This is a genomic window from Pseudomonas sp. W22_MBD1_FP4, from assembly GCF_052113765.1.
GTDB classification, from domain to species: Bacteria; Pseudomonadota; Gammaproteobacteria; order Pseudomonadales; family Pseudomonadaceae; genus Aquipseudomonas; species Aquipseudomonas sivasensis.
Genome location: NZ_JBGQOI010000007.1, coordinates 1 through 16,563 on the forward strand (window position 1 = coordinate 1; position 16,563 = coordinate 16,563).

The 16,563-nt window shown below is 53.9% G+C and carries 12 protein-coding genes; 2 read left to right on the forward strand and 10 right to left on the reverse strand.

Annotated features, from left to right (window positions below):
* Window positions 1-542: 542 nt before the first annotated feature.
* The 10 genes from ACEN2T_RS11010 to ACEN2T_RS11055 all read right to left on the reverse strand — a co-directional run bounded on the left by ACEN2T_RS11010 (window position 543) and on the right by ACEN2T_RS11055 (window position 12,332).
* Window positions 543-2,279, reverse strand: coding sequence for a GNAT family N-acetyltransferase (locus tag ACEN2T_RS11010; protein WP_442116738.1), 1,737 nt, complete (start codon window positions 2,277-2,279; stop codon window positions 543-545).
* A gap of 17 nt (window positions 2,280-2,296) precedes the next feature.
* The gene (locus ACEN2T_RS11015; protein ID WP_368962284.1) at window positions 2,297-3,082 is read right to left on the reverse strand and encodes a class I SAM-dependent methyltransferase; all 786 of its coding nucleotides are present in this window, start codon (window positions 3,080-3,082) and stop codon (window positions 2,297-2,299) included.
* Between the two features lie 116 nt (window positions 3,083-3,198).
* Window positions 3,199-3,423 carry a hypothetical protein gene (locus ACEN2T_RS11020; protein WP_368962286.1) on the reverse strand — a complete coding sequence of 75 codons (225 nt, stop codon included), beginning with the start codon at window positions 3,421-3,423 and terminating at the stop codon, window positions 3,199-3,201.
* A 215-nt stretch (window positions 3,424-3,638) separates the two neighbouring features.
* Complete coding sequence (locus ACEN2T_RS11025) at window positions 3,639-4,574, reverse strand: ThiF family adenylyltransferase (RefSeq protein ID WP_442116739.1); 936 nt, start codon at window positions 4,572-4,574, stop codon at window positions 3,639-3,641.
* A gap of 497 nt (window positions 4,575-5,071) precedes the next feature.
* Window positions 5,072-6,004: a tetratricopeptide repeat protein gene (locus ACEN2T_RS11030; RefSeq protein WP_442116740.1), complete on the reverse strand. Its 933-nt coding sequence runs from the start codon at window positions 6,002-6,004 to the stop codon at window positions 5,072-5,074.
* 446 nt (window positions 6,005-6,450) lie between these two features.
* Window positions 6,451-7,956, reverse strand: coding sequence for a YfjI family protein (locus ACEN2T_RS11035; RefSeq protein WP_442116741.1), 1,506 nt, complete (start codon window positions 7,954-7,956; stop codon window positions 6,451-6,453).
* Window positions 7,953-8,201 carry a helix-turn-helix transcriptional regulator gene (locus ACEN2T_RS11040; RefSeq protein ID WP_442116742.1) on the reverse strand — a complete coding sequence of 83 codons (249 nt, stop codon included), beginning with the start codon at window positions 8,199-8,201 and terminating at the stop codon, window positions 7,953-7,955. Before ACEN2T_RS11040 ends, ACEN2T_RS11035 begins: the two co-directional genes overlap by 4 nt.
* Window positions 8,202-8,885: 684 nt before the next feature.
* Window positions 8,886-9,614, reverse strand: coding sequence for a metallophosphoesterase (locus ACEN2T_RS11045; RefSeq protein ID WP_442116743.1), 729 nt, complete (start codon window positions 9,612-9,614; stop codon window positions 8,886-8,888).
* A gap of 530 nt (window positions 9,615-10,144) precedes the next feature.
* A complete protein-coding gene (locus tag ACEN2T_RS11050; protein WP_442116744.1) occupies window positions 10,145-10,984 on the reverse strand; it encodes a lipopolysaccharide kinase InaA family protein in 840 nt (279 codons plus the stop codon).
* 160 nt (window positions 10,985-11,144) lie between these two features.
* Entirely contained in the window at window positions 11,145-12,332 is a 1,188-nt protein-coding gene (locus ACEN2T_RS11055; protein ID WP_099601418.1) for an MFS transporter, read from the reverse strand.
* 163 nt (window positions 12,333-12,495) lie between these two features.
* Here ACEN2T_RS11055 and ACEN2T_RS11060 point away from each other — a divergent pair, with 163 nt between their 5' ends.
* Together ACEN2T_RS11060 and ACEN2T_RS11065 are read left to right on the forward strand one after the other, a co-directional pair.
* A complete protein-coding gene (locus ACEN2T_RS11060) occupies window positions 12,496-15,309 on the forward strand; it encodes an ATP-binding protein (protein ID WP_099601419.1) in 2,814 nt (937 codons plus the stop codon).
* The gene (locus tag ACEN2T_RS11065; RefSeq protein ID WP_095184174.1) at window positions 15,306-16,505 is read left to right on the forward strand and encodes an EAL domain-containing response regulator; all 1,200 of its coding nucleotides are present in this window, start codon (window positions 15,306-15,308) and stop codon (window positions 16,503-16,505) included. Before ACEN2T_RS11060 ends, ACEN2T_RS11065 begins: the two co-directional genes overlap by 4 nt.
* Window positions 16,506-16,563: the final 58 nt, after the last annotated feature.

Here is a 16,563-nt window from a genome sequence, read left to right on the forward strand (position 1 = left end):
GAACGGCTGCCGTTTTTTGAAAGCGCCTATGGCTCAGCAGTCGAAAAATAGCGGCCTACTTCAGACTATCCCTAAGGCAGCTATCCGCAGCTTTACCCAACCCTGCCAGCCCTCGCGTAAGTCGTTGATAGGCAGGGTAGGCAGTAATATCCGCTAGATCGATACGTGTTCCATTCCTATCGTTGTCTCCAAGGAATTTTTTCAGTTGGTTAGTGAGGTAATTCAATGCACTGGTCGACGAGATATGGTCTGTGAAAGTTCGTAAGTACTTTTCAACAGCACGCCAGTACAGCGTCTGATGTGTCCAGTCTGACGGAGGCAAAGTGGAGTGTGTAATCAGGGCAAGGCCGCCACACACCTCCTTGCGACTTCTACGGTATACGAACCGCGTATTAGGTTTGCAGCGCGACGACTAAACCAATGCAAATTTCGCTGTCCCGGCATCTGCCATGGATCAGAAGTCGAGGTCGGTAACGAACAGCTTTAGGCCTTGGTGCTCGGTCTCCACTGGGAACGGGTCCTTGCTCTGGCATCCAAAAAAATCACAAGATCAATGCATATATATTTTGATCTAGATACTCGTCGCCAATGCGCTCTGATTTTTTGAGTGTTCCTTCGTAATCAAAGCCACAACGTAAAGCCAGTTTGTTGCTCTTTTCATTTCTTACTGCCGCTTTGATAACGAAGCGACATATCTGGTTGCTTTTTCCATAAGTTTCAATAAGCTTTCTTACGGCAGCTGTTAGAAAACCCTTTCCTTGCATGTCAATATCCAACCAGTAGCCCAAGTATGCTGTTTTATTATCTATATCCAAGGAGTTGAAAGACAGCACTCCGCACGGTTGGCCAGATTGACATAGTATGTAAGTTTTTGAAATGTTTTCTTGATGCTCTTTTGCGCAGGAGATTAAAAACTCTTCTACATCCTCCAGTTTTTTGGTGTGTCTTGGCCAGTGCATATATTTTTCGAAGTTTTTCTTGTTTTTAGCTATCAGGCGGAAAAGATCTTTGGCATGCGTGAGATTCGAGCTAACTAAAGATAAAGTATCTGTTATTTTAATTTCTTCACATCTTTGATAGATATCACCTAAGACTAGCTGACTTGGTTTGAGTTGCGACCGACAGATCACTAGTCGGCTATCATCATACATGTAGACTACAGGCTTACATCTGATCCACTGAGTCATTGTTTGTAGGTCATATGCTCCGCAGCCTCTTATAAGAAAATAATCATTTTCTTTTAAAGAGAAATTCTCACCGAGAACCGTGAGATAATCAGTTTCAAAGCAATTGAAACCTACTAGGTACTGTGCGTGATTTATTGGTGCTCGTAAAGTCTTTGATACTTGTACGGTCGAATGAGCCCATCGATGAATTGAGGGAACCCAGTTTGAAGCTAAGTTTGTTTGGAGAAGTTCTATGCCGTTACGCCATTTAGTGCTAAAAACCTTTCCGCAGAGATAACCATAGTCCTCGCTAAGACATCTGCCTGGCTCAAAAATATAATTCCAGCTTTCCTGTTTTTGTCCAAATAAAGTTTGAATTTTTTTAGAGACTTCGTCAAAGAACATTTCGGCAGATGGGGTTTGAATACTAATGTCTGTTGAGAACGAGTCCGCTGGAAAGCCGCTTCCCAAGTCTAGTATTCCTTGATCCGGCATGTGTTTCATTAGAAATGCCGACCAATCTTCTATGGCGTCTGTTATAGCTTCTGGAGTCGGTAGATTTGATCCGACATTAAGATGAAATCCAACATGCTCTATAAGTTCATTATTGCGTAGCTTGGGGATGATGCTTTCTTCAAACTCATTGGATGTACAGCCAAAACGAGAATAACCATTATCTCTATAGATGTGTGATAGGCGAATTATCACACGGCATTTTTTTTTGATTTTCGAACATATTGAACCTATTCTTTCGACTTCTTTTATACTATCGATTTGCAGTAGCACCTCATTTTCAATAGCGAAAAATAACTCAGTGTCGAGCTTGAGCGGCCCATCAAAAATTATTTGGTTACTTTCAAAGCCTGCTTGTAATGCTAACTTTATTTCTTCTATTGAGCATGCTTCAATCCAGTAATTATTGTCTTTGAGCATTTGGCAAAACGCTCCTAAATTACACGATTTCAGAGATGCAGCGACCTGAACATGATTGAAATACTCTTTAGCAGAAGCCATAAAGCTTCTCGCTTTCGCTCTAGCGCTTTCAAGATCAAAAATAAAGAAAGGCTGATCAGGATCTACCATCTCTCTAAGATGATCGCGAACGGTCGTCATGAGTTCTTCCGGGGGGGCTACTTGTGCCATATCTGAAATGCTACTCCTTGAAAATCTTTCTGAGCGTTCAAGCTTTTGCGAATTTCAAAAAAATGATTGTATAAGTTTTTCTGTTGATGGGTGGGAATAACTTTTGTCGAAGGATTTTCTTCAGTTAGATAGCACATTACACGATTTGCTAGCACTTCCTCATTTTCGGCGAACAGTTCATAAGTGAACTCAGAGCCAAGTTTGAATCCGCCTGTTACAAAAAAATCTTTCCAGTAATCATATGTCCATGATGGTTCTGGACGCCAGCCTAGAGCTGCTTCTACCGAATTTAGTATGTGCTCGGGAGGCGGGTTTCTAAAGAAAAAATTGGAAATGCACAAAGTCCCAGTAGGCTTCAGAACTCGGTGGCATTCTGATAGTGCGAGTCGACGATCTTGAATAAACCCAAAATTGCACCCTCCTAACACATGACTAAATGACTCTTTTTCGAAAGGTAATGCGCAAGCGTCGGCTACTTGGTAATGTAAATCTCCAGTTGCGTCCATCGCGCTAGATGTTGCATTTGCAACTTTTACTGAAGAGCTGCTTAAGTCAATGCCGACAGCGCTGCTTCCCACTTTTTCGTAACAGTACCTAGAGCTATAACCTGTCGAGCAAGCTAGGTCTAATAGATGAGAGCTGGATGTAATTCCGGAGTTTTCGATCAAGTAATCTAATGCATAGCTTCCACCTGGAGGTGTGTTCTCTTGTTGCATGAACGCCACAAGATCTGGATAGGACATCGTGCTAAAGTCTAAGCTCTCAGTGTTCATAAGATAATTTTCCAAGGCGGCGAAATTAACATAGTAGATGCGAAGGTATACTTCACATCTACTATGAGTTTCATTAGCAATAAATTTAGTTAAAAATTTATTGCTCCAGACGGATCTTAGTTACAAAGACTATTGTGTGCTGATGCGCTCGGAAGAGTGCAGACGCTGGCAAGAGACTCCTTGAGCACTTCATGCTTTGCAAAAGGCGCTACTGGTCGACCCAGATCATCGTGCTGCAGTTGCGTTTCGATTTTTACTGGTGGTGTTGGCAAGGCGGTGGCCTGCACGGCGGGTGCACTTGCCAAAATTACTGAAGCGATTCCAAGCAGTTTGTGGTTCATAAGATATTCCTTTAATTTATATGAGAACGAGAATCGTTCGTAATAATCATTGAGCTTTTTCTTACTTTTGTCAACAGCTCTGCACTGATCTTTTTAATATTTGAGTTGCATTGAAATGCGCACGACACTTACGGAAATTCTTACTGAGCCGAAGCGTGATTTTTTTTGACTGAAGACTCAGGCGGAGCGGTTGATAACTTTTCAGTATATCAATTCTAGATGACTATTCTGGAACTATCCCATCGCTCTACTCTGGATTCAAAACCTTTGAAGATATTTTTTGCCAGCGCAGAAATCAGATTGCTGCATAGCACCGACGCAAGATTAAAATTTACTGGGCCATAACTTGGCATTATTCCACTGGGCAACCTCGTTAAGGATGTGGAATGATCACTCCTGACGCTGTCTACCAGATTTCTTGCGTCTTCTGGCTTGAATAGAAATGAGGTGCTGAAGTGATGAAGATAGCCCCCAGAGACAACAGGGATATTGAACTCCTCCGCGATAAGAACGCCGTCTCTTGCGAGAGTAGGAGGGTCATCAGCGGTTATAACTGCACCATGAACTTGTTCTGGGATAAGAGACTTAAGAAGATCAAGTGTGCATGGCTCCGCATGAGTAGTTATGCTTAGATTTTCAAATCTAGCATTTAGTCCATTTTTTAGCACATCCACCTTCAAATGGCCTAGATCTGCTAATGTCCAAAAAAGTTGGCGATTCAAGTTGCTTTTTTCTATAAAGTCATTATCAGTCAGGATGAGATTTTGTATTCCTGCACCCGCTAGAAGCATAGCTACCGAACTTCCAATCCCTCCGCAACCAGCTACGAGAATTTTCGCATTTCGCAAAACCTCCATGTCCGCAATTACATCTGAACATAGGTGTGCAACACTCAGGAAGTAGCTTGCGGTTCTACTGGTTACGGGATTCTGAAGAAGTTTTTTTATTTTTTGAATTTCATCGGGCGATCCTAGGATTAGAGCTCCAGTCTCATTTAAAGCATTTTCAAGAGATTGCTCGTCTCTGCTTCTAACGCTTGAAATTCCTGCAGGGCCGTTTACAACAATTTCATCAGCACCCCGAGAAAACAGGGTGGAGGGGGCGATAATGGCAATCGGCTTGCCTTTTTTGTAAAAAACTAAATCGTCCATGGTTAGCTCTTCTCTTCACGTAGTTTCTTAATTCAACGAATCAGATGGAGAAAAAATTAAGGTTGGCTTGACTTTTTTCACTCGCGTTTTTCTACGCGCAGCGCAAGCGCGCATGTCCCACAGTAGCAGTCCCAATTCATCACCGAAAAGGCTGATGTTTTTCGCTCATGACCGGCAGCAGTCGGCCAATAGCAGACGTTCGCTACTGGGGCTAACCCGAAGCATTGGCCGGTGAGTTCCGAGCTTGATGCCGGGCGCAGGTTGCTGGATTGGGTACTAGGTCAGGTGCAGAAGAAAGAGCGGACGCAGTCATGCGCGCTGCGCTTGCCTTCATTCATATCTGACGGCTGTAGCAGCGCTCTTGAGTGTAGGCTGGCCGCAGCGTTGCCTGAACCGGTCTCATCGCGGGGCAAGTCCGCTCCCACGCTACTCTCGAAGTTTGGACTGTTCAGGAGCCGGCTTGCCAGTGATGAGGTCAGCAATGGCAACACAAGGCTTCAACCAGCAGTTGGCATTAATACGACAGGCACCTGGATGGGCGGAATGTCCTCGCCCGCCGGCACCAGGTAGGGATCCTGCATGGGTAGGCCGTCCACTGCCGACACCACAAGACTGTCGATAACCGGATCGCCGCAGCTCTTGACCAGATAGGCCTTGGAACGGGGCTGCCCAGCCGTGAACCGGTAAAGCACGGTGACCGTGAAGGTCTGACCGGATGCCTTAACATGCTGGAACACCGTAGACATCAACAAGCGGTTGCGCTGCTCGCGTACAAATCGTTCGGTCCACAACCGGTTGTACTTCTGCACTTGCCCGGCGTCGAGTTCGAGCCCTCGCGCCAACAGTGGCTGTATCGCCTGCCAAGCTTTGTCGCCATACTTCTGCGTCGCGTCAATGTAAAGCTTCAAGGCCCCGGGCACATCGTGCGCACCGCCCTGTCCGTGCTCCATCATCCCACCCAGTGCCACCGCACCAGATCGTCCCCCCAGTCGGTAGTAATCACGGGCTTTAATCCAATCAGCTGGCTCGCCCACCCCGTCGCGCGCCATGCGCCCGAGTTCGACATAGGCGTAAGGGTCATCCTTTGCCGCTTCGAGATACAGACCGCGGGCCATACCGATGTTCTGAGTGACGCCGTTGCCGCTCTCGTAAAACGTGCCGAGCACATGCCGGCACATCGCATTACCAGCATCGCTGCTTCCCTTGACCATCTCCATACTAGCGGGTGCAACATCCCTGCTGTAAATGGCTTCACGGCAGGCGTTGCTCTGGTTGTCGTCCCGCGTGTAATCGAAGGTGCCAAGCGGCTCGTAACGGTTGCGCTGTTCTTTGAGGTAGCGTTCCATCGGAGTCTGCCGTGCCGCCTTGATGTAGTCGGCGGTGCTCTTGCCCATGTCGTTGGGGCTCTGGCAACCGGCCAGGGCGAACATTAGGCCAATCGATGCGAGGTTTCGAGTCATGCTTTACCTGTGTCCATACATGCACGGCGGTAGCTCGTGCGGGCGATCCATGGGTAGCCTGGCGAACGCGTTAGCGCAGTAGGTAGATGGGGCGGATCCTACCTGTCGCACGTGAAGCCCGCAAATATTGAGCACTAACGAATGAGTGACGGTGGACTCCAGAGTTGTTCGCACGAGAAGTAACGAGCCGCCCGGCTAATCGGCGGTCAAGGAGCCGCTTTTGGCTGCTTTTGGCCGTTAGCCGCCACTGGCAATTTTACATTTTTGCCTGCTGAATTCGTGTAAAGGTACCTCTATAAGAGTGCAGATTATTACTCCCAACCATGGAGGGGCTACCTACGAAACCTACAGAACCAAGTTTCGTAGGTTTTGTAGGTCTACCTACAGGCCTTTTGAGTAAATAAGCTGGGCCGAGGCTATGTATTTCGCCAGACATATCGCGTCGATGGGCGGCCGCCCTTCTCACCGGCAACCTCGTAGCCAACGATGAAGTCGTGTTCAACCAGAATTGCGAGCGCATTATTCACGGCGTCCTGCGAGCCCAATCCCGTCCAGTCCTTCTGGCGCACCTCTCGTGCGGTAAACGGCTCGGGTAATTTCTGCCGGCGTTCCAGGAGCAACCGGGCACCCAGTAGTGGGGCGTTAATTGCTGCACCGTACAACCGCTGTGCATGGCTCATCAGGTAGGCCGCCCAGTCAATCGCTCGGGTAGCAGCCTCTGCGCTGACCACTTGCTGTCCTCCGCCCATAAGCTCGAATAGAAGTGCTAATCCGGCAATTGTCTGCGGCATTTTTAGGAAGTGGGACTGCAATGCTGGATGTAATTCTTCCCCCCGGCTTTCCTGCATGTGACGGGTATACCAAGCGTTAAATATCTCCTGTGCCTCTGGGCTGAACCTGAGTGCAGAACGAGGCTCATCTGGTATTTGGTCGAGTTGCTCTATAACCCAATCCACGCGCTCAGTGGCGGCTTTGTTCGGCCAGCGGTCCACCAGACGCCATTCGCGGACATCGTCGGGATAAACGGCGAGTTGCAGGCGCTGAATCAGGCCGTCATCCAATTCGCCGCTGATCGCGGCGCGCACCAGCGATGCGATACGTGACGGTTGAATGCCGCCGATCAAGGATAAGCAGCATGACTCGATGAAAATGGTGCCGCGCCCAATGCGGTCGTAGGTGAATGAGCCGTTGCCATCGAAACACTCCAGGTAGAACGCGCGCGCAACAGAACCGTCCTCGCTCTGTATCGTCGCCAGCCAGCCTCCCAGCTCGTCACGCACTAGCAGTAGGCCGTTGGGGTTTTCGTTGAGCAGTTCGCCGAGTTTCTCGACACTTGAGTCGTTGACCATGTACCGGCGCAGGACTGGAGCCTGCATGTCGCTGGAAAGTCTGTTCAGTTCCGCCAAAGCTGCGTTCTTGTCGCCGTTACCGAGAAGTTTTTTTGCCTTGACCTTGGCGGCGTTGCGCTCCATTTCGAGTAGCTCGCTGCTGGCCTTGTGCTCGGCCTCAGCCAATCCGTAATGTTTGCGCTCGCTGGACTCCAGGGCATGCAGTGCGCGCAGTGCATGTTTGAGTGCTGGCGATTTCATCGCTGATGGTCGACCGATGATGACGCCCCATTGATTGGGGACGACCACCCAGTCGTCGTGCTGTTTCGGGTGGATGGTAAATTTGCGACCCACCACAGCGCTGACAGCAACCACGAGTGCGACCCCAATAAAATCTGGCGGGCATTGGGTGCGTTCAGCGACGTCACGTACATATTCCCGCAGGTCGGCTGGCAATAGCTCGTCACGCCAGGGCATGACCTGAGACAGCCCGCTCGGGAGCGGCTTTGGCGCAATTTCCAGACTCAGATATGAGTTAAGTGCCGGTTCGGGCATCTCTGCCAAGAACGGCGGGATCTGCTCGTGCGTGGTCATCGCTCATTTCTCTCGGAGAGATCCTGAGTGACGCCATTGCGCTCACTGATCTTGATCTCCAGCCAGGCCTCCACCTCCGCGACGACGAAGTAAACTCCAGCCTGTTTGCTCGGTCCGAATTTGATGGGGCGAGGGAAGCTGGGGTCGGTTTCGCGCAGCTTTTCGAGGCCAGAGCGGCTCTTGTCAAAGCAGTGCTGCAGAGAGGTGTGACTAATCAGGTATTTCTTGGGGGCATGTGTCGGCATGTGTGAGTCTCTGTGTGTAAGCCAACACAGATTAAATACCTCAGACAGACCGCTGTGGCGCGTTTTCAAACCGGAAAAGCGACGGAAAACGTGTTGTCGGTTGTTGAGGTAAAGGCGACAGCCAAGGATGGGCTTCGCGGGCAGGCAGGCGTCATAAAGCTGGCATAACCGAGCCAAAACCACCCATCCAGGTACAAAAAAGGCACTTGCGGTAAACGCTAAGTTCCTGATTTTTATCGCTTATTTTGTGGTGCGGGGGGGGCCGGCCTTCCCCCTGTTCCAAACAGAAGGCGGTAATTGCACAGAGCGGCGCCCTGACAATAATCCGGCATGTCAGCGATTGGACATAATCTTGCGTGAAAAATGGCTCTTTCTGAGTGTTTATCCCCAATTACCTGCTAGATTTTTGCTACAGCAAATATTAAATGTTCAATATTACACTGAAAAATAAAGCATTTTTATCTCAGTAGCTTCGATCCATCATCGGGGCAACGGAGAAGCGGCGGGAGAGTGGAGCTGTTTGTAGGGACATTGGGAATCTGAGTCAACGAGGCGAGTGGCCTAGTTTATCAGGGATGTATCAGGGGTGTTTTGCGCTCTTCACCGTCTCAAGCGACAGGGTACACGGTGAGGATCCTCAATCAATGATTGTGTCGGATATCGTGGCCTGACCCTGGCGTCTCTTTAGTGCATTGCTTGCATGGAAACGTTTGTAGCCGTCTGAGTCGTTAGTTCTATGAGGGTTAACGCTCCGTCGTCAAAGGAGCAGCCTGTATCTATGTAGATCGTATTTCCAAAATAGGTAAGGGAGGATACAGTTGAATGGCCGACATGAACTTGATCAATACCTTGAGTTAAAGCTTCGTCGAGGCTTTCGATTTTTGTTCTGGCGTACAGTGCTTTTTCTAACGCTAGGCGTTGATGGACTTCGCCAAACTGACCCGTAATAGCGTCTTTTGCACTCTGCCAGGTGTCATCGTTATGCGTCAGCGGAGTCTCTGCGTGCACAATCCCAATTTTTCGACCATCTGTTAATTCAACCTCTATTATTAGAGGAAGATCTTTTAAGGCGTCAGACAGGGTCTGTTGAAATTGAGTTGATAGTTTGTAGAGCCATGCTCCACCGTTGCGCGAATGCCTGGCAATGTCGCCATTGCCAGAAACACAGTCGATAACCATCTGTTCATGGTTGCCTCTCACGGCGTGAAACCAGGGCTTCTGTAGCCAGACCACGGCATCGATGGAGTCGGGTCCTCTGTCAATGAGGTCGCCCACAGAGAAGATTCGATCTATGCGTTCATTGAAGTCCACTTTTTTTAAAAGAAGCTCTAATAGCTTGAAGTGCCCGTGGACGTCACCGACTATAAAATCTCGACCAATTTTGTTGGGTAAAAACGACTGGGTTTTGTGCATGGTCAGTGATCGAGGGGGGATATTTAATTTTAAGGATACTACGTACTTGGAGACTTGGTAACGTACGCATGGAAATCGCGGCTTCCTCCCTGCGCCCGCTATTTAAAGTACGAGCGAATCCTCGTACACGTCTTGCTGGTGACTTTCGGTAGCCGATGTGTCGCTGCAGGCGGTGCCATTTGGATAATGCAGTGTTCCTTATGGCCATCGCCATAAACCATCACTGCCGAGGTGGTGGAGGAGCCATCTTCGTTCAAGTACGTTGTGACATTTTCACTGTTCTCTGGGCGTTTATCAGGGCCGCCGTAGGGATCAGGGTTCGCGGGGGACTCGGCCGCATAGGCAGCCTGGGCGAGCAATAGAAGCGTGAATGCGCAAATGAATTTCACAGTGGGCCCTTCGACAGAGTTGGGAATTCAGTAAATAAAGATTGAGGCGGCTGTGCAGCTCAGACCGCTAAATCCCTCAAGAAATTTCCCACACGTTCTCGCCCGGCCCTGTGCAAGCCAGCTACTACAGGCAGGGCTGCGTCAGCCCACTTCGACAGTGCCTTTATGGAAAATCTCACGCCGTGCCCGGCGGCTGATGTTTTCGTGCTTGCTGAGTGTGTACATCTCGTCAAAACGCGCACGGTCGATACGGGGATAGTTGACCAGTTCTTCCATCACCATGCGGTCGTAATCCTGCTCGATCACAAAACGGAAAACCTCGCGTCGATAATAGAAGCCGAATTGAAAGGCCAGCACTTCGGTGAGGTAGTCAGTCTGGGTGAGGAAGCAGTTCTCCAGGTCAATCGCCTTGGCGCACGTGGGGTGCTGCGGGTCGACCATCACGTTGTTGGCCCAGAAGTCCATATGGATGATGTGTTTGCTGTGCAGGGCGCGCAGCAGTTTGAATGACGCAGTGATCAGGCTTAGGACGCCGCGTTCCTGCTTGAGCCATTCCAGGCCGCTGAGGTAGCCGTCGAGCATCTCGGTGAAGATGAAGAATTCCTGGATTAGGCCAAGCGCAGATTTTCTGTAACCGAAACCACGCAGTCCGGCGACCGGTGCGCCGCGCTTCTGCGCGCCCAGGGTGTTGATGACTTCCTCTACGGGCCAGTCGAATGTGCCGTCGCGTTTGGAGCGCCCGAAGGTGACGCGCAGTTTTGGACGCAGGCTGTCCAACGGCTGGGACTTGGCGAACAGATCGTTCTCCATGCCTTTCAACGGCGCGCTGATGCGGTTTTTGAGTTGATGGCGAGTGTCGATCAGGTCCTGAATCGCTTGGTGGACTCCGTCGCCGCTGGTGTGTGTGGTGAACACCGTCGCGTTGCCGTGATTGAGCGTTGCGGGAAAATTCTCAAGCACATTTCTATCGGGAAAGCTCAAAACACATCCTTGTCATTCGGAAAAGTATTACAGATATGTTACATGCACGATCTATTGGATCCAACCTGAACGTAACCTGTCTGGAAATGAAATATTTTTCACGTAGGGTTTTCTGAGCGTTTCCTGGCGTTGATGCCTGATTTCAACCGGTTCTATTCGTTTATTCCCCGCCTTTCATCCGTCGTGCAATCAGATAGATCCCCAACCCGGCCAACGCAGTGACTGCGCCGATATAGCCGGTGCTGGTCCAACCCAACCCGGCCGTGATCGCCATGCCGCCAAACCACGGGCCCAGCGCGTTCGCCAGGTTGAATGCCGCATGGTTGGACGCTGCCGCCAGGCTTGGCGCTTCGTGGGCAATGTCCATCAGGCGGATCTGCAACGGTGCAGCCAACGCCACCATGGTGCCGACCAGGCCCATGCTCAGCAGTACGCCCCACAGCGATGCCGCTGCGAACGGAAAGAACAGCAATACGCCAATCGACCACACCAGGATCCAACCCACCGCGCGAAACTGCATGCGATCAAACAGCTTGCCGCCGGCGATATTGCCGATGATCCCGCCCACGCCAAACGCGGCGAGGCCAAAGGGAATCCACTGTGGCGAGACTTTGGTCACTTCGAGCATGGTCGGTGCCAGGTAGCTGAACACGCAGAACATCCCGGCAAACCCGATTGCGCCGATGGACAGTGCCATCCACACCTGGGGTTTGGTGAAGGCACGCAGTTCCTTGCGTGGGTCGCTGCGTTCTTCGTCATGGCGGTGCGGCACGAATTGCCAGACGAGGGCGATGGTGCACAGCGCAATCACGCTGACCAGCGCGAACGCCGAGCGCCAGCCCAGGTGTTGGCCGAGGAAGGTGGCGATGGGGTTGCCGAGTAGCATGGCCAAGGTCAGGCCCATCATGACGCGGGCGACGGCACCGGCGCGTTTGTCGCTCGGCACCATGCTGGAGGCGACCACGGCGGCGATGCCGAAATAGGCGCCGTGGGGCAGGCCACTGATAAAGCGGAACGCCACCAGCGAACCGAAGGTGGGCGTGAATGCCGTTGCGAAGTTGCCCAGCGCGTACAAGCCCATCAACAGCAACAACATATGTTTGCGCAGCAGCTTGGCGCCGAGGATCGCCAGCAGCGGCGCGCCGACCATCACGCCCAGCGCATAGGCGCTGATGGCGTGGCCGACCTGAGGTTCGCTCAACCCCAGGTTCTGGGCGATGTCGGGCATCAGGCCCATGATCGCGAATTCGCCGGTACCGATCGCGAAAGCGCCCACGGCCATGGCGGCTTCCATTTTGGCGGCGCTGCGCGCGGGCAATACGTGCCCGGGTGTTTGCTGGATAGACATGGATCGCTCTGTGCAGGAGGGAAAGACGAGCCGCCGATCCTAACGAGGCGGCCACGAAGGAGTCTAGAACAGCGGATTACGCCTGAGTTCCATCCCATCACGGCGCCGGCCTTTGAGATCCGTCTTATTCACCCGGCTCCTGCTCATCCCTAACCTTTGGGCGATGAAACTCAAACATTTCCTGCAACCCCTCGATTCAACCTTCTCGACGCCCAAGGCAGCCCGCAAGTTGTTGCGTTTGTTTGCCTTTGCGTTGGTGCTAGGCGTTTATGTGGGGGCTTACAGTTATCTGCGTGCGGCATTCAGCGAGGAAATTTCGCTGCGGCGCAGTTATATGAACGAGGCGATTTCCGACGCACAGAGTTTTTTCGTCAGCCGCCAGACGCTGTTGAAGAGCCTCGGCCTGTCCACCGTCAGCCATAAGACGCCGCCCGTGGGCAACCTCAATGAAGTGCCGGCCGAAGAAGTGCATATCACCCTCGGTGAAGCAGGCAATATCTGGAGCCTGTGGCTGACCCGACGCATGCTCGATTACTTGCAGGCCAACCAGGTCAACCTGATTTACGTGCCGCAGCGTGCCACGCCGCTGGTCGAGCGCCTGTTTACCGTGGGCGAAGCGCCGGGAGCCGTACCGGAATCGGTGTTGAAACGCTTGATGGCGGTGGATACCGGCAAGGTGTCGGTCAGCGATGAGTTGTGGCTGACCGAGCAGAGTCGCCTGGATTCATCGCTGTACATTTTTACGCGCCTGGACGAGCGCAGTCCTTCATCGGGCTGGCTTGGATTAGAGGTGGACGGACCGGACCTGATCAACGCCTTGCAGCATGAGAAGGCCGGCGACTTCATGTTGCTCGACGGTGCGGGCCAGCTGATTTTCAGCAGCGCGCCCCATCAACCGGCGGCGGCGCAGGTGTTGCGCCAGTATCACTCCACCGCCAGTTTCGGCTGGGAAGGCAGCCGCTGGTTGCCCGACCGCCTGGCGATCCGCAAGCACTTGGGCTATTCGCACTGGCAGATCGTCTACAGCCTGGAGTTGAGCTCGCTGTTGCCCAGCCTGGCGCTGCCGTTGCTGGTCTGCTTGCTGCTGTGCGCTCTGGCGAGCCTGCTGATGGTGCGCCTGGTACGGCGCATCGACCAGCGCCTGATCATCCCGGCGGCCAATCGCATCGAAGCGTTGGTGGAGAGCGAAGCGTTCAGCAGTGCGGTCATTCGGATCGCCCCGGTGGCCTTGTGCGTGCTGCGGCGCAGTGACGGCGAAGTGGTGCTGGAAAACCCGTTGTCGCGCCAATGGCTGGGCAAGGGCCAGGAGCGCCGGCAACTGTGTCTCGACTGGGTTCGCCGTGCCTTCCATGATGCCGAACACGGCAGCACCGACGAGTTGCAGATGGCCGATGGTCGCCACCTGTTCCTGAGCTTTGCGCCCACCCGTTACCAACGTGAAGAAGTATTGATCTGTGCCTTCAGCGACATCAGCGAGCGCAAGCAGGTCGAGTTGGCGCTGGAGCAGGCGCGAACCCTGGCGGATGCGGCCAACGAGGCCAAGACCCTGTTCCTCGCAACCATGAGCCACGAGATCCGCACGCCGTTGTATGGCGTGCTGGCCACCTTGGAGTTGCTTGCCCGCACCGAGCTCAACAACCAGCAGCGCGGCTACTTGAATGCCATCGAAGGTTCCTCCGCGAACCTGCTGCAATTGATCTGCGACGTGTTGGATGTCTCCAAGATCGAAGCCGGGCAGTTGTCCCTGGAACTCACGGTGTTTTCTCCGCTGGAACTGGTGCAGGAAGTGATTCAAGGCTACGCCGGTGCCGCCCAGAGCAAGGGCCTGCAATTGTTCAGTTGCCTCGACCCGCACACCCCCGAACGCGTGCGCGGCGATGTCACACGGATTCGGCAGATCCTCAACAACCTGCTCAACAACGCGCTCAAATTCACCGAGAGCGGGCGCATCGTCCTGCGTTTACGCCTGGAAAGCCGTGAGGGCGAGCGCAGCATGTTGCAGTGGCAGGTGGTCGACACCGGCAAAGGCATTGCGGCGCACGACCAGCCCGATTTGTTCGAGCCGTTCTTCCAGGCCAGCGGCAACGCCAATGTGGTGGCGGGCAGCGGGCTCGGGCTGTCGATCTGCAAGCGCCTGGTGCACTTGATGAACGGCACGTTGCGTGTGGTCAGCGAGCCGGGCCTGGGCAGCAGTTTTACCTTCAACTTGCCGTTGGAGCAGGTCACCGACGATCAGCCCTGGGCCTTGCCGTTGTTGGGCGAGCGGGTCTATGTGGTGTCACCGGTACGCGAACTGGCCGAGAGCATTGGGGGCTGGTTGCGGCGCTGGGGGGCGCGGGCGCAATTGGGCGTGCCCGAATCCGTCGCCACCGACCCCGGCGCGGTGCTGGTCGAGCTTTATCCTGGCGCGGTCGATGCTGCGCGGCTTCGCTGGTCGGGCCCACGGGTAGTTGCGTCGGCTGATGAGCATGGCGTCTCGCTGGGACCGGGCGCGTGTTGGCAGATCGGCTTGAACAACCTGCACGCGCTCAATCGTGCCGTCAGCCGCGCCCAGGGCATCGAGGAACACCTGTCGCCCATCCCCCGCGAGGCGCCCGCCGAGGTCAGCCTGAACCTGCGTCTGCTGGTGGCTGAAGACAACCTGATCAACCAGTTGATCCTGCGCGACCAGTTGGAAGAACTCGGCTGCACCGTGGTACTCGCCGGCGACGGCATTGAGGCGCTGTCGTTGTGGGGCGAACGCCCGTTCGACATGGTTCTCACCGACGTCAACATGCCGCGCATGAACGGCTACGAACTCACCGAACAACTTCGCCGCTTGGGCTGTTCGCTGCCGATCATCGGCGCCACGGCCAACGCGATGCTCGACGAAGCCGAGCGTTGCCTCAGCGCCGGCATGGACCACTGCCTGGTCAAGCCGTTTACCCTGCGCGCGCTCTATCAGTGCCTGCAGCGCTTTCAAAGGAGCGAGCCTTGAGTGCCTATCGCGTGCTCATCGTGGAAGACCATCCCTTTCAGCATGAGTACCTGATCAACGTGTTCCAGGCCATCGGCGGGTTTGACGTCGACGCGGTCTGGGATGGCGCCACCGCGTTGCAGCGCCTGGCCAGCCAGCATTACGACCTGTTGCTTAGCGACCTGATGATGCCGGGGATGGACGGTGTGCAACTGATCCAGCAACTGGCCGGCCTGCAGGCGCCGCCCGCGTTGGCGCTGATGAGTGTGGCTTCGCGGCGCATGTTGGTGGGGGCCGGGGAGGTCGCGGGCAACCTGGGCCTGACGGTGGCTGGATTACTGTCCAAACCGATCAGCGATCCGCAGGTGCGCAGCCTGCGCGATTGCCTCGACCGGCTGGCCGAACAGGCGCGCACGCCGTGTTGCCATCGCGGTGTCAACCTGGCGCGGGACACCCTGGCCCGCGCATTGACCAACGGTGAGATCCAGGCCTGGTTCCAACCCAAGAAATCCCTGCACGACGGGCGTATTGTCGGCGCCGAAGCCCTGGCTCGCTGGGTCCACCCGCAGGAGGGCCTGCTGATGCCCGCCGAGTTTCTCGGCGGGATCGAACGCCAGGGCCTGGAAACCCAACTGCTGTCCTGCATCCTCGCCCAGACCCTGACCGCCCAGGCCCAGTGGGCGCAGCTCGGCTACCGGTTGCCGGTATCGATCAACCTGCCAACCCATCTGCTCGACCAGTGCGACCTGGTCGATCGCTTGCTGGCCCAAGTGCTGCAGCGCGACGCGGAGCCCCGGCAAATCACCTTCGAACTGATGGAAAGCTCCACCACACAGTTGGCCAGCAACTACTACGCTGGAGCATGTCGCCTGCGTCTGATGGGCTTCGGTCTGGCCCAGGATGATTTTGGCAAGGGCTTCAGTTCTTACTTCAACCTGGTGTCTACGCCGTTCAACGAGGTCAAGATCGACCGCTCACTGGTGCACGGTTGTGCAGACAACGAACACCTGGCGTCGGCCTTGCAAAGCATCATTGAACTGGGCCGCAAACTGGGCCTGACGACCATCGCCGAAGGCGCCGAAACCCAGGCTGAGCTGGCGGTGCTGAGGCGTTTTCGCTGCGACCAGGTGCAAGGCTTCTTGATTTCCCACGGCGTCGCTGCCGAAAAATTCAGCGCGCTGTTGATCGAAGATGGCCCTGCGCCAGCACTTATCTGAACGGCCGGGGTCACACAGTCAAGAAGCCCAGAGGAAGGGTCATCCGGTCAGCCGGGTG

Excerpts from the sequence above, each read along its gene's own strand:
- ACEN2T_RS11010 (WP_442116738.1), bottom strand. The coding sequence starts at position 2,279 with ATGACGACCGTTCGCGATCATCTTAGAGAGATGGTAGATCCTGATCAG.
- ACEN2T_RS11015 (WP_368962284.1), bottom strand. The coding sequence starts at position 3,082 with ATGAACACTGAGAGCTTAGACTTTAGCACGATGTCCTATCCAGATCTT.
- ACEN2T_RS11020 (WP_368962286.1), bottom strand. The coding sequence starts at position 3,423 with ATGAACCACAAACTGCTTGGAATCGCTTCAGTAATTTTGGCAAGTGCA.
- ACEN2T_RS11025 (WP_442116739.1), bottom strand. The coding sequence starts at position 4,574 with ATGGACGATTTAGTTTTTTACAAAAAAGGCAAGCCGATTGCCATTATC.
- ACEN2T_RS11030 (WP_442116740.1), bottom strand. The coding sequence starts at position 6,004 with ATGTTCGCCCTGGCCGGTTGCCAGAGCCCCAACGACATGGGCAAGAGC.
- ACEN2T_RS11035 (WP_442116741.1), bottom strand. The coding sequence starts at position 7,956 with ATGACCACGCACGAGCAGATCCCGCCGTTCTTGGCAGAGATGCCCGAA.
- ACEN2T_RS11040 (WP_442116742.1), bottom strand. The coding sequence starts at position 8,201 with ATGCCGACACATGCCCCCAAGAAATACCTGATTAGTCACACCTCTCTG.
- ACEN2T_RS11045 (WP_442116743.1), bottom strand. The coding sequence starts at position 9,614 with ATGCACAAAACCCAGTCGTTTTTACCCAACAAAATTGGTCGAGATTTT.
- ACEN2T_RS11055 (WP_099601418.1), bottom strand. The coding sequence starts at position 12,332 with ATGTCTATCCAGCAAACACCCGGGCACGTATTGCCCGCGCGCAGCGCC.
- ACEN2T_RS11060 (WP_099601419.1), top strand. The coding sequence starts at position 12,496 with ATGAAACTCAAACATTTCCTGCAACCCCTCGATTCAACCTTCTCGACG.